Below are 13,636 nucleotides of genomic sequence, written 5' to 3'. Positions count from 1 at the left end.
CAAAAAACTTCATTCATACAATAAAAAAAGGACGACAAACGGAAGAAAACTGTCGATAAAAAAGGCCATTTTTCAGATAACAAGCGGATTTTGACGAACTATTGATAGAGATTGCGAACTTAATCACAACAGAACGGCAGATTAATTTTTAGCTGATTAATTAACACCATTTCTGCATGTGAGCGAGATCTCCGAACCTAGAAACCAAGCAAGAAACGTATATTTTAAATGGAACACCAGGTTAGTAATCACCAACACTCATTATTAACAAGGATATAAACTGCGACGCATATCAACGTTTATTTTTTGTCCCTCTACTGGTTAAAATTAGCCAAAATAACGTTTATAACGGAGAGCTCAGAGATTTTAACGTTTTTAACGGGAATCAAGTTTGATTATTTTATGGATAAGGTGTTTTCTTACTCCTGCCTAAGGCCTACAGGCCACTCTTGGCGAAACTCAATGTTGTAATGAGTAAGGCATGTACAAGAGGTAGGTCTTAGAGAGTGTTTATCAATTGATGACATTCAATTCCATTTAGTGAAATGAAAGCAAATAGTAAGGAACAGCTATGCTTGCCAATATTAAAAAAACAGCACTAGCAACAGCAATTATTGCAACGGCTACTACAGGTTTTGCATCGGTAGCTACTGCGGCTGAACGCAGTGAACTGACTATCCACCCTAAAGAGTTTACAACTTTCGTTCGTAACTTTAACCCTTTCTTGGGTGCAACTAACCTGCACACAACAACCGACTTTATTTACGAGCCGCTCGTTGTTTTTAACGAAATGCACGGTAACACGCCTGTATTTCGTCTAGCAGAAAACTTTACCATGGCTGATGACCTGATGAGCGTAACCTTCGATATCCGTAAGGGCGTAAAATGGTCTGATGGCAAAGCGTTTACCGCTGATGATGTTGTTTACTCTTTCAACCTAGTTAAAGAGAAGCCAGAGCTAGACCAATCTGGTATCAACTCTTGGGTGACTGGCGTAGAAAAAGTTAACGACTACCAAGTTAAATTCCGTCTAAGCGAAGCAAACTCAAACGTTCCTTACGAAATTGCGAAAGTACCCGTCGTACCTAAGCACGTATGGAGCAAAGTAAAAGATCCAGCAACATTCACAAACGAAAATCCAGTAGGCAGTGGTCCATTTACCGAAATCGACACTTTCACACCGCAGCTATATATCCAGTGTGAGAACCCGAATTATTGGGATGCAGACAACCTAGATGTAGACTGTCTGCGTGTGCCGCAAATCGCGAACAACGACCAATTCTTGGGCAAAATCGTTAACGGCGAAATGGACTGGACGTCTTCATTCGTACCAGACATCGACCGTACGTACGCTGCAGCAAGTCCGAATCACCACTACTGGTACCCACCAGCGGGTACTCAAGCATTTGTAGTGAACTTCAAAAACCCAGACGCTGCGAAAAACGAAGCGCTAACTAACGTTGACTTCCGTCGTGCGTTCTCTATGGCGCTAGACCGTCAAACTATCATTGACATCGCTTTCTACGGCGGCGGTACAGTGAACGACTTCGCATCTGGCCTTGGCTACGCATTCGAAGCTTGGTCTGATGAAGAGACACACAACAAGTACAAAGGCTACAACACATACAACGCGGAAGGTGCGAAAAAGCTTCTAGCTAAAGCTGGCTTCAAAGATGTAAACAAAGATGGCTTTGTGGATACACCATCTGGCAAGTCTTTCGAGCTTCTAATTCAATCACCAAACGGTTGGACTGACTTCAACAACACAGTACAACTAGCCGTTGAGCAACTAGCAGAAGTGGGCATTAAAGCTCGTGCTCGTACACCGGACTTCTCGGTATACAACCAAGCAATGCTAGAAGGTACTTACGACGTTGCTTACACCAACTACTTCCACGGTGCAGATCCACACTTGTACTGGGATAGTGGCTACAACTCGAAGCTACAAGCTGGTGACGGCATGCCTCGCTTTGCAATGCACTTCTACAAGAACGATAAGCTAGACGGTCTTCTTAACAGCTTCTACAAGACAGCAGATAAGCAAGAACAGCTAGAGATCGCTCATGGCATTCAGAAGATCATTGCTCAGGACCAAGTAACTATTCCTGTGCTATCTGGCGCGTACATGTACCAATACAACACAACTCGCTTCACTGGTTGGTGGAACGAAGAAAACCCTAAGGGCCGTCCAAACATTTGGGCAGGTATCCCAGAGCGTCTACTTCACGTACTGGACCTAAAACCAGTTAAATAAGTAGAAGTTCATTTCAAGCGGCATACATCCCGTGTGCCGCCTATAAAAATCCCTTGTTAACGAAACCAATATGTGGCGCTCGTCGTCAGGGGATTTTTCGCTCTAAATTTCGCTAGGAGCGACCTGAAACCAGAAACAGGGAAAAAATCTGGGTGAGTAAGGTGTGAGTTATGGGTTATTTTTTAAGACGTTTGTCGTTCTATCTTGTCGCGCTCTTAGTTGCAGCGACGTTAAACTTTATTATTCCGCGAGCAATGCCTGGTGACCCAGTTACCATGATGTTTGCTAATGCTTCAGTACAGGTGACTCCAGAACGAATCGCAGCAATGAAAGAACTGCTCGGTTTCGTTGATGGGCCAATTTACATTCAGTACTTCTCGTACATTAAAAACATTCTAAGTTGGGAGCTAGGTACATCAATCCAGTTCTACCCTCTTTCAGTTAATTCTTTACTAGGTAGTGCATTTGGCTGGTCACTATTTCTAGCTGGTACTGCGGTTGTACTTTCTTTCTCCATCGCTTCTGTCCTTGGTATTTTTGCCGCCTGGAAGCGCGGTAGTAAGTACGATGCATTCGTAACGCCTGGCACATTGATCATTCAAGCGATTCCACAAATGGTTATCGCAATGTTAGCACTGTTTACCTTTGCGATTGGCCTGAAATGGTTCCCATCTGGCTATGCTTACACGCCAGGTACTATTCCTGATTGGACAAGCTGGGAGTTCATCAAGAACGTGGGTTACCACGCTGTACTACCTCTATTCTGTGCAACCATCGTTCAAATTGGTGGCTTCCTAGTTAACATGCGTAACAACATGATCAACCTTCTCGCCGAAGACTATATCACGATGGCTAAAGGTAAAGGGCTGAGTGAAAACCGCGTCGTCTTTAATTACGCCGCACGTAACGCACTACTTCCAAGTGTTACCGCACTGTCTATGTCTTTAGGTATGGCCATCGGTGGTCAATTAATCATCGAGATGATTTTCAACTACCCAGGCCTAGGTACTGTTCTATTGAACGCAATTCACGCTCGTGACTACCAAGTACTTCAAGGTCAGTTAATTATCATGACGATGTTCATGCTGTGCTTCAACTTAATGGCTGACATGCTGTACATGATTCTAGACCCTCGCCTACGTTCGGGAGGCAAATAATCATGAAAGAACTATTCAAACTTATTTTAGGTAACGCATTCGCTCGAATCGGTCTTGGTATTGTTACCGTATTCGTATTCGTTGCGATCGCCGCTCCTTTACTTACAAAGCATGCGCCAGACAAGCGAACCGGTAACCCACACGAATACCCAAGCTTTGTTGTAAAACAGGCACAAAACAATCCTGATGGTTGGGTCGCTAAAAACCTAGCAGACGATCGTCGTACACTGCTTATGTCTAAAAAGGCCGACCACGTATTAGGTACTAGCCGAATGGGTCGCGATATCTGGTCGCAGGTGGCTTACGGTGCACGAGTATCACTGGGTGTAGGCTTTGGTGCTGGCATCATCGTGTGTTTCTTAGCAACAGTCATTGGTATATCGGCAGGTTACTTCGGCGGTAAAGTGGATGACATATTGAGTGCCGCAATGAACATCATGTTAGTAATTCCGCAGTATCCATTGCTATTCGTGCTGGCGGCCTTTATCGGTGAAGCAGGCCCACTCACCATTGCCTTGATTATCGCTGGTACTTCTTGGGCATGGGGTGCACGTGTTGTCCGCTCTCAAACTATGGCACTACGCGAGAAAGAGTTCGTTAAAGCTGCCGAAGTATTGGGAGAGTCTTCATTCCGTATCATCTTCGTTGAGATTTTACCAAACCTTATCCCGATTGTCGGTGCGAGCTTCATTGGCTCAGTAATGCTGGCGATCAACACTGAAGCGGTCATTTCGTTCCTAGGTTTGGGTGATGCCAACACGATCAGTTGGGGCATCATGCTTTACAACGTGCAAACCTCATCAGCCATGCTGATTGGCGCATGGTGGGAAGTACTAGCACCTTGTATTGCCCTAACACTACTGGTTACTGGTCTTGCTCTGTTGAACTTTGCCGTTGACGAAATTGCGAACCCTCAACTTCGTTCTCACAAAGGCATGAAACGCTGGAAAAAACTAGCAGCAAAAGACAAGAAAGAACGTGAGCCTGAACTGGCACCACAAAATGCACTATGGAGCGGAGATAAATAATCATGACTGCACCACTAATTTCCATCCGTAACCTATGCGTAGACTACATCACAGACGCGGGCGATGTCCGCGCCTGTAACAACGTGAGCTTCGACATTGCACCAGGTGAAGTATTCGGTCTGGCTGGTGAATCTGGCTGTGGCAAATCCACTGTTGCCTTCTCACTAATGCGCCTTCATAAGCCGCCAGCGTTTATCACAGGTGGTGAGGTTATCTTCAACGGTGAAGATATCCTTCAGTACAGCGATGATCGCATGCAAGCGTTCCGCTGGAGTGAAATGTCGATGGTATTCCAGAGTGCGATGAACGCTTTGAACCCTGTTCTAACCATGGAAGAGCAGTTCTGTGACGTCATCATGCGTCATACCAATATGACTCGCGCTCAAGCAAAAACACGCGCTGAAGGTCTGCTGGAAATCGTTGATATCCACCCTAGCCGATTGAGTGATTACCCGCACCAGTTCTCTGGTGGTATGCGTCAACGTCTAGTAATCGCAATCGCTTTGGCTCTGAACCCAAAAATGATCATCATGGACGAACCGACTACCGCATTGGATGTAGTGGTTCAACGTGAAATTCTACAAAAAATTTACGCGCTTAAAGAAGAGTTTGGTTTCTCAATTCTATTCATCACACATGACTTGTCATTGATGGTCGAGTTCTCGGATCGTATCGGCATCATGTACTCAGGTGAGTTGATTGAAGTCGCGCCTTCTAAGCAAATTCTGGAAAGTCCTTACCACCCTTACACCAAAGGTTTGGGTAGCTCTTTCCCTCCACTAACTGGACCAAAGACCAAATTGACTGGTATTCCAGGTAACCCGTTGAACTTGCTAGAAGTTCCACAAGGCTGCCGCTTCCAAGCTCGTTGCGACCGCGTACATGAAGCATGTACACGTGTACCAACCCAATTACGTCAAATTGAACCAGGTCGCCTCTCAAATTGCCATTTGTACGGCGACACCATTGCTCAAGCTAAGGTTTAACAACAAAAAAACGCTAGCTAAGAACAAAAATTACACTGGAGAGAATTATGAGCAAACAATTCGGCGAACTGCTGATTGAGGGTAAAAATGTCGTTAAGGACTTCCCTTTAAACAGTAACTCAATCAAACAATCTAAGATGCGCGCAATCAACGACGTCTCTTTCAAAATGTACAAGAGCCGCGGCTTGTCAGTGGTAGGTGAATCTGGTTCAGGTAAGTCTACTACTGCAAAAATGATTGCAAAAATGTACGCACCAACCGATGGCATCATTGAATACAAAGGTCGTGATATCCAAGACATCACCTCTCGTCACGATTTAATGACCTACCGTGAAGGTGTACAAATGGTGTGGCAAGACCCATTCGGCTCGCTAAACCCAACACACAACATTTTCCACCATATTGCGCGCCCGCTGCTGATTCATAAGAAAGTAGCACCGGGCAACAAGAAAGAACTGGAAGAGCGTGTGTACGACCTACTTGAACAAGTTGGTCTTATTCCACCAAAAGAAACGGCGCAAAAGTTCCCGCACCAGCTATCTGGCGGTCAGCGTCAACGTGTAAACCTAGCTCGTAACATCGCAGTTGGTGCAGAAGTGGTATTGGCGGATGAGCCAACATCCATGCTCGATGTATCAATCCGTGCCGGTGTTCTGAACTTGATGGAAGAGATGAAGTTCGAGAAACAAATGTCTCTGCTTTACATCACTCACGACATCGCAACAGCGCGTTACATTGCTGAAGATCTCGCGGTCATGTACGTAGGTCACATGGTTGAATGGGGCGATACTGAAGAAATCATTCACGATCCTCAACACCCATATACGCAACTGTTGGTATCTGCGGTTCCAGATCCATCGAAGTCTATTCACGAGAAACTGAAAGGCAACAAAGGGGAAATCCCACTTTGGACACCAGAATCTGTCGGCTGTCCATTTGCTGGACGTTGTGTACACGCTACCGACAAATGTCGCGAACGACTACCGGGCGTCACTCAACTGTCCGACAACCACTTTGTCCGCTGTTACTTATTTGAAGATTAATCATAACGAGGGTCAGGTTCAGCCTGGCCCATTCCTGTTTTTATCGTTTCCCGGAGACATTGAATGCTGCTACTGACTAACCACATTGGTTATGAGCGTCTGGGCCCAAAGAAAGCCATTATCCAGACCGAACAACCACACTTGTCTTCTTACACTGCTCAATTGATTTGTGCCACTAGCGAGCAAACCGTGGCAACTTTTGCGGTTGAAGAACAAGGTAAAGTGGCGAACTGGCATCAGGGCTATTTCTACCTCATCGACTTTTCCTCTTTCACAACGTCAGGTGACTATTTCTTGCAAGTAGAAGATACGCGCTCTTCCTCTTTCATCGTTGGCGAACACATTCTGTTGGATCAAACTTTGTCAGATGTGATCCACTACTTCAAATCGCAACGTTGCGGCGGGATCTTCGATCAACAAGATCGACAACTTCCAGTACTAAACTCCAATAAAAAGGTTGATGTACACGGCGGCTGGTACGACGCATCAGGAGACGTTAGCAAGTATTTAAGTCACCTTTCATACGCGAATTATTTGAATCCTCAACAAACCCCAATGGTGGTTTGGAACATCCTAAAAGGGGTTTCATTGCTTGAAGGAAGCGAAGACATTGCAGCTTTCACACGTACACGTCTGATTGAAGAAGCCCTGTTCGGTGCAGACTTTCTTGTGCGTATGCAAAACGAAAAAGGCTTTTTCTACATGACGGTCTTTGACAAGTGGAGCAAAGATACTGCGCAACGCGAGATTTGCGCGTACGAAACTCAACTTGGTCACAAATTTGACGACTATCAAGCAGGCTTTCGACAAGGTGGCGGTGTCGCCATTGCAGCGCTAGCGGCAGCATCGCGTTTAAGTGTTCACGGTGAATACGATCAACAAAAATACCGCAACGCTGCCGAAAATGGTTACTGGCACTTAAAAGAGCACAATACGCAGTACCTCAATGATGGGGAAGAAAACATTATCGACGAATACTGTGCGCTACTGGCTTGTGTAGAACTGTTTAAAGCAACCAAAGAAACTCGCTACTTGGAAGAGAGCCGTTTGTGGGCGCAACGTTTAGTTGCACGCCAAATGAGCGACGAACAGATTCAACACTTTTGGTCAGCAAACCAAGACGGCAGCCGTCCATATTTTCACGCAGCCGAAGCTGGTCTACCAGTTATTGCCCTATGCGAATATCTATCAATTGAAGACGACTCAGCACGAGCGGAATCGGTAAAACGTATCGTAAACCTAGCGTGTGAGTTTGAGATCACAATATCGAATAGAGTGATCAACCCATTCGGTTACCCTCGCCAATATGTTAAAGGCGTAAATGAGTCAAAACGCGAGGCATTTTTTGTCGCGCACAACAATGAATCCGGCTATTGGTGGCAAGGCGAGAATGCTCGACTGGGCTCACTCGCGACCATGGCGTACCTTGCTCAACCGCATATAGCGTCGCAAGAAGTACAGCAACAACTTTCTGTGTTTGCTCAAGATGCATTGAACTGGGTTGTAGGCTTAAACCCATACGACATGTGCATGCTAGATGGCCATGGTCGTAACAACCCTGATTACCTCCCTCAATATGGTTTCTTCAACGCAAAAGGTGGCGTGTGTAACGGAATCACTGGCGGCTATGAAGACGAGGAAGACATTGCATTTAACCCACCAGCACAAAAAGAAGACGTGTTACAAAACTGGCGCTGGGGCGAACAATGGATCCCGCATGGCGCTTGGTACTTACTCGCGATAATGAGTCAAGCTCAGCATGCTTCTCAGTTGGCGACCTCTAAAAATATGAAGGAAGAATAATCATGGGAATGTATTTTGTCGGTATCGATGGTGGCGGCACGTCATGTCGAGCCAGGATTAAAGATTCACAAGGTAATTTTCTTGGCGAGGCCAAAAGCGGCAGTGCCAACATCATGCTAGGTGCTGAAACAGCAATGGCTTCGATTCTTGAATCCATCACTTCGGCTACCGAGCAAGGCGGTCTAACACAACAAGATTTCGCGTCGATGCACGTCGGCTTAGCCCTTGCTGGCGCAGAGCACAAAGCATCTTGGCAAGCCTTCATGTCTCTTCCTCATCCATTTGCCAGTATAACTCTGAATACCGATGCTTACGGTGCGTGCGTTGGTGCGCACAATGGCGAAGATGGCGCAATCATGATTGCGGGAACCGGTTCTTGTGGCATCTACCTTAAAGGATTGGAGCAACACGTTGTCGGTGGTCGTGAGTTCCCAATTTCGGATCAAGGTGGCGGCGCAGTGATGGGGCTACGCCTAGTTCAGCAAGTTTTGTTAGCTGAAGATGGCATCAGAGAAAAAACGCCCCTAGCACAACACGTTATGACGCATTTCGAAAATGAGGTCGACAACGTGGTGGCGTGGTCAAAACAGGCGCTTCCTCGTGATTATGGGCAATTTTCTCCGGCTATTTTCCAACATGCGGAACAAGGCGATGCACTGGCCATTGAAATGCTGAAGCAAACCGCAGCGGATATAGAAATGTTTCTCGTGGCATTAAACAAGCGCGGCGCAACACGTATTTGTTTAATGGGCAGCATAGCTGAACGCATTGTACGTTGGCTTTCACCACCAGTTCAGCAATGGATTGTTGAGCCACAGTTTGACGCGATTGAAGGCGCAATTATGTTTGCTGGCAAACCAGAACATAACCTTTACTCGCTCAGTGCGGCGTAGGAGTAGATATGGAATATCGTGTTGATCTCGTAGTCCTTTCTGAGCAGAAACAAAACTGCCGCTTTGGCCTCACCTTTCATAACTTGAGCGACCAAGACCTAAACAGCTGGAGCTTAACTTTCGCTTTCGATCGTTACATTCTTCCAGACAGCGTTTCAAATGGTCAACTGACTCAAATTGGTAGTTTTTGCACACTTAAGCCAGAAGGGGTGGTACTGGCTGCCAACCATCACTATTACTGTGAATTCAGTATTGGTTCGAACCCATTCCGTTATTACTCGGATGGCTTTAACGAAGCGATGATCAACTTTGTCGTTGATGGAAACCCACAGCGCGCACAAGTGGATGTCACGCCTATCGTATTAGCTTCACCATACCGTGAACGCAGTGAGATTCCTGCAAGTTTAACCCATGCACAGCCCTTGCTGCCAAAACCAAACCATATTGAGGTCAGCGATCACTATTTTAGCTTTGATCATCATGCTGGCGTCGCGGTTTATTCAAGCCTGGCCAATTCAGCTAAAGAATGGCTACTTGATGAGCTTAAGCGCATTCACCAATTTGAGTTCGCATCAGACAATGGCAGTCAGATCATCTTCAAAGGCAACCCAACCTTGGATGAAGGCGCTTACAAACTGAAAGTAGCCGAAGAGTCAATCAAAATTGAAGCAGGATCTTCGTCTGGTTTTACCCATGCTTGTGCAACGTTATTACAACTAATCAAAGTTGGCGATCAACCTAACTCAATGGAAGTAGTTTGCTGTTCAATCAAGGACAGGCCACGTTTTCGTTACCGCGGTATGATGCTGGATTGTGCTCGTCATTTTCACTCCGTTAAGCAAGTCAAACGCTTGATCAACCAACTGGCTCATTACAAGTTCAATACGTTCCATTGGCATCTTACCGACGATGAGGGGTGGCGAATTGAAATCAAATCACTGCCTCAACTGACCGATATTGGTGCTTGGCGCGGATTGGATGAGATCAATGAACCACAGTACACGCACTTTGATGAACGTTACGGCGGCTTCTACACACAAGAAGACATCAAAGACGTTATCGAATTTGCATCGCAACGCGGCATCACCATCATTCCTGAAATTGATGTACCTGGTCATTGCCGAGCCGCCATCAAGTCGTTACCACACCTATTGGTAGAAGCGGAAGATACCACCGAATACCGCAGTATTCAGCATTACAACGACAACGTTATTAACCCAGCTCTGCCGGGGAGCTATGAATTTATCGACAAAGTGCTAGAAGAAGTCTCTGCGCTTTTTCCTGCGCCTTACGTTCATATTGGTGCCGACGAAGTACCTAACGGCGTATGGTCAAAAAGCCCAGCATGCCAAGCACTAATGGAACAACTGGGTTACAGCGACTACAAAGATTTGCAAGGACACTTCTTGCGTTATGCCGAAGACAAACTTCGTAAATTGGGCAAACGCATGCTGGGCTGGGAAGAAGCTCAACACGGCAACAAAGTCAGCAAAGATACGGTGATCTACTCATGGCTAAGCGAAGAAGCGGCATTGAACTGTGCTCGCCAAGGCTTTGATGTGGTGCTGCAACCAGCACAAACCACTTACCTAGATATGACCCAAGACTACGCACCTGAAGAACCGGGCGTGGACTGGGCAAACCCACTGCCACTAGAAAAAGCTTACAACTACGAGCCGCTCGCTGAAGTGCCTGCTGACGACCCAATACGTAAGCGCATTTGGGGCATTCAAACAGCATTATGGTGCGAAATTATCAATAACCAACCTCGCATGGACTACATGATCTTCCCTCGTTTAACTGCAATGGCAGAAGCATGTTGGACAGACAAACAACACCGAGATTGGACTGACTATTTATCACGCTTGAAAGGCCATCTACCTCTGCTTGATTTGCAGGGAGTGAATTACCGTAAACCGTGGAAGTAATACAAAACTGATGTCGAAACATCACGCTTGAAGAGTTTTTAAATTTTGGCTGCTGATGCAGCTTCGTAAAAAGGAAAGACACAAATGAAATACGGCTATTTCGATAACGAGAATCGCGAATACGTCATCACTCGCCCTGACGTACCAGCACCATGGACCAACTACCTAGGTACTGAGAAGTTCTGTACGGTTATCTCGCACAACGCGGGTGGCTACTCGTTCTACAACTCTCCAGAATACAACCGTGTTACTAAATTCCGTCCAAATGCGACATTCGATCGCCCAGGACACTACGTTTACTTGCGTGATGATGAGACAGGTGATTACTGGTCAATCTCTTGGCAACCAGTTGCGAAGAGCCTAGACGAAGCAAACTACGAAGTTCGTCACGGCTTGTCTTACTCTAAGTTCAAATGTGAATACAGCGGTATTACCGCAACAAAAACTCTGTTCGTGCCAAAAGGCGAAGACGCTGAAATCTGGGATGTAGTGATTAAAAACACCTCTGACAAACCACGTACGATCAGTGCATTCTCATTTGTTGAGTTCTCATTCAGCCACATTCAATCTGATAATCAAAACCATCAGATGTCTCTGTACTCGGCAGGTACGGCTTACAACGAAGGCGTGATCGAGTACGACCTGTACTACAACACCAACGATTTCGAAGGCTTCTACTACCTAGCTTCAACATTTGACCCAGATTCATACGACGGTCAACGTGACAGCTTCCTTGGCCTATACCGTGACGAAGCAAACCCGCTAGCGGTAGAACAAGGCAAGTGTTTCAACACAGCACAAACGTGTTACAACCACTGTGGCTCTCTGCACAAGCAATTCACTATCCAGCCGGGTGAAGAAGTTCGCTTTGCTTACATTCTAGGTATCGGTAAAGGCAATGGTGACCGTCTACGTGCTAAGTACCAAGACCTTGCAGAAGTCGACAATGCATTTGCGGGTATCAAAGCACACTGGGATGAACGCTGTGGCAAGTTCCAAGTGAAATCACCAAACGAAGGTCTAGATACCATGATCAACGCTTGGACACTGTACCAAGCAGAAACTTGTGTGGTGTGGTCTCGCTTTGCTTCATTCATCGAAGTGGGTGGTCGTACTGGTCTTGGTTACCGCGATACAGCGCAAGATGCGATCTCAGTCCCTCACGCTAACCCTGCAATGACGCGCAAACGTATCGTTGACCTACTGCGCGGCCAAGTAAAAGCGGGCTACGGTCTACACCTATTTGATCCAGATTGGTTCGATCCAGAAAAAGCTGACGTTAAACCATCGAAATCCCCAACCGTGGTTCCAACACCGTCTGATGAAGACAAGATTCACGGCATCGAAGACACCTGCTCTGATGACCACCTATGGCTAGTTCCAACCATCTGTAAGTACGTGATGGAAACCGGTGAGCACAGCTTCTTTGACGAAGTGATCCCTTACGCCGACGGTGGCGATGCAACGGTTTATGACCACATGAAAGCCGCGCTAGACTTCTCGGCTGAATACGTAGGTCAAACCGGTATCTGTAAAGGTCTGCGTGCAGACTGGAACGACTGTCTGAACCTAGGTGGTGGCGAATCTTCAATGGTGTCGTTCCTACATTTCTGGGCACTGCAGGAGTTCATCGACCTAGCGAAATACCTAGGTAAGGAAGCCGACGTTGAAAAATACACGGTGATGGCAGCAAACGTTCGTGAAGCGTGTGAAACCCACCTTTGGGATGACGAAGGCGGTTGGTACATCCGTGGTCTGACGAAGAATGGCGACAAGATCGGTACTGCGCAACAAGCGGAAGGCCGAGTACACCTAGAGTCAAACACACTTGCGGTACTTTCTGGTGCGGTATCTCAAGAGCGTGGCGAAAAAGCGATGGACGCTGTCGATGAGAACCTGTTCTCTGAATACGGCCTTCACCTAAACTCACCATCTTTTGCAACACCGAATGATGATATCGGCTTCGTAACTCGTGTTTACCAAGGCGTAAAAGAGAACGGTGCGATCTTCTCACATCCAAACCCATGGGCTTGGGTAGCTGAAGCGAAACTGGGTCGTGGTGATCGTGCAATGAAGTTCTACGATGCGCTAAACCCATACAACCAGAACGACATCATCGAAAAACGTATTGCAGAACCATACTCATACGTTCAGTTCATCATGGGTCGAGACCACCAAGACCACGGTCGTGCAAACCACCCATGGTTAACAGGTACGTCAGGCTGGGCTTACTTCGCTGTTACCAACTTTATCCTTGGTGTGCGTACAGGCTTCGATGGCCTAACTATCGATCCATGTATCCCAACGAACTGGCCTGGTTTCGAAGTGACTCGTCAATGGCTAGGTGCAACGTACAACATCAAAGTAGTTAACCCAGACTCAGTAAGCAAAGGCGTTAAGTCGATTACTGTGAACGGTGAAGCAGTGAATGGTGCCTCTGTCCCAGTTCAAGCGGAAGGTTCAGTAAACGAAGTTATCGTTACTCTAGGTTAATCATCTTTTGGAGGAGTCCTTCTCCCCTTTTGATTTATCCGGTGCATTTAT

Annotated in this window: 9 protein-coding genes; all 9 read left to right on the top strand. The window is 46.5% G+C overall.

Annotated elements, in window-relative coordinates:
• Positions 1–571 precede the first annotated feature (571 nt).
• Positions 572–2,254 carry an ABC transporter substrate-binding protein gene (locus tag R8N46_RS18655; protein ID WP_005380037.1) on the top strand — a complete coding sequence of 561 codons (1,683 nt, stop codon included), beginning with the start codon at positions 572–574 and terminating at the stop codon, positions 2,252–2,254.
• A gap of 170 nt (positions 2,255–2,424) precedes the next feature.
• Positions 2,425–3,411: an ABC transporter permease gene (locus R8N46_RS18650; protein ID WP_053304108.1), complete on the top strand. Its 987-nt coding sequence runs from the start codon at positions 2,425–2,427 to the stop codon at positions 3,409–3,411.
• 2 nt (positions 3,412–3,413) lie between these two features.
• Positions 3,414–4,439 carry an ABC transporter permease gene (locus tag R8N46_RS18645; protein ID WP_213972462.1) on the top strand — a complete coding sequence of 342 codons (1,026 nt, stop codon included), beginning with the start codon at positions 3,414–3,416 and terminating at the stop codon, positions 4,437–4,439.
• A gap of 2 nt (positions 4,440–4,441) precedes the next feature.
• On the top strand, positions 4,442–5,425 hold the full coding sequence (locus R8N46_RS18640) for an ABC transporter ATP-binding protein (protein ID WP_005386550.1): 984 nt from the start codon (positions 4,442–4,444) through the stop codon (positions 5,423–5,425).
• Positions 5,426–5,472: 47 nt separating this feature from the next.
• The gene (locus R8N46_RS18635; RefSeq protein WP_005380041.1) at positions 5,473–6,468 is read left to right on the top strand and encodes an ABC transporter ATP-binding protein; all 996 of its coding nucleotides are present in this window, start codon (positions 5,473–5,475) and stop codon (positions 6,466–6,468) included.
• A gap of 63 nt (positions 6,469–6,531) precedes the next feature.
• Positions 6,532–8,271, top strand: coding sequence for a glycoside hydrolase family 9 protein (locus tag R8N46_RS18630; RefSeq protein ID WP_213911213.1), 1,740 nt, complete (start codon positions 6,532–6,534; stop codon positions 8,269–8,271).
• Between the two features lie 2 nt (positions 8,272–8,273).
• Positions 8,274–9,164, top strand: coding sequence for an N-acetylglucosamine kinase (locus R8N46_RS18625; RefSeq protein ID WP_213966899.1), 891 nt, complete (start codon positions 8,274–8,276; stop codon positions 9,162–9,164).
• An 8-nt stretch (positions 9,165–9,172) separates the two neighbouring features.
• Positions 9,173–11,092: a beta-N-acetylhexosaminidase gene (locus R8N46_RS18620; RefSeq protein WP_213966900.1), complete on the top strand. Its 1,920-nt coding sequence runs from the start codon at positions 9,173–9,175 to the stop codon at positions 11,090–11,092.
• An 84-nt stretch (positions 11,093–11,176) separates the two neighbouring features.
• Positions 11,177–13,585 carry a GH36-type glycosyl hydrolase domain-containing protein gene (locus tag R8N46_RS18615; protein WP_047102646.1) on the top strand — a complete coding sequence of 803 codons (2,409 nt, stop codon included), beginning with the start codon at positions 11,177–11,179 and terminating at the stop codon, positions 13,583–13,585.
• Positions 13,586–13,636: the final 51 nt, after the last annotated feature.

The organism is Vibrio sp. 1874 (assembly GCF_033344395.1).
In the GTDB taxonomy this organism is placed as follows: Bacteria; Pseudomonadota; Gammaproteobacteria; order Enterobacterales; family Vibrionaceae; genus Vibrio; species Vibrio alginolyticus.
The sequence above is the reverse complement of the archived record's forward strand: the minus strand, read 5'-3'. Positions and strand labels throughout refer to the sequence as shown.

Coding starts and splice junctions, on each gene's coding strand:
- R8N46_RS18625 (WP_213966899.1), top strand. CDS start 8,274: ATGGGAATGTATTTTGTCGGTATCGATGGTGGCGGCACGTCATGTCGA.
- R8N46_RS18655 (WP_005380037.1), top strand. CDS start 572: ATGCTTGCCAATATTAAAAAAACAGCACTAGCAACAGCAATTATTGCA.
- R8N46_RS18640 (WP_005386550.1), top strand. CDS start 4,442: ATGACTGCACCACTAATTTCCATCCGTAACCTATGCGTAGACTACATC.
- R8N46_RS18635 (WP_005380041.1), top strand. CDS start 5,473: ATGAGCAAACAATTCGGCGAACTGCTGATTGAGGGTAAAAATGTCGTT.
- R8N46_RS18650 (WP_053304108.1), top strand. CDS start 2,425: ATGGGTTATTTTTTAAGACGTTTGTCGTTCTATCTTGTCGCGCTCTTA.
- R8N46_RS18645 (WP_213972462.1), top strand. CDS start 3,414: ATGAAAGAACTATTCAAACTTATTTTAGGTAACGCATTCGCTCGAATC.
- R8N46_RS18620 (WP_213966900.1), top strand. CDS start 9,173: ATGGAATATCGTGTTGATCTCGTAGTCCTTTCTGAGCAGAAACAAAAC.
- R8N46_RS18615 (WP_047102646.1), top strand. CDS start 11,177: ATGAAATACGGCTATTTCGATAACGAGAATCGCGAATACGTCATCACT.
- R8N46_RS18630 (WP_213911213.1), top strand. CDS start 6,532: ATGCTGCTACTGACTAACCACATTGGTTATGAGCGTCTGGGCCCAAAG.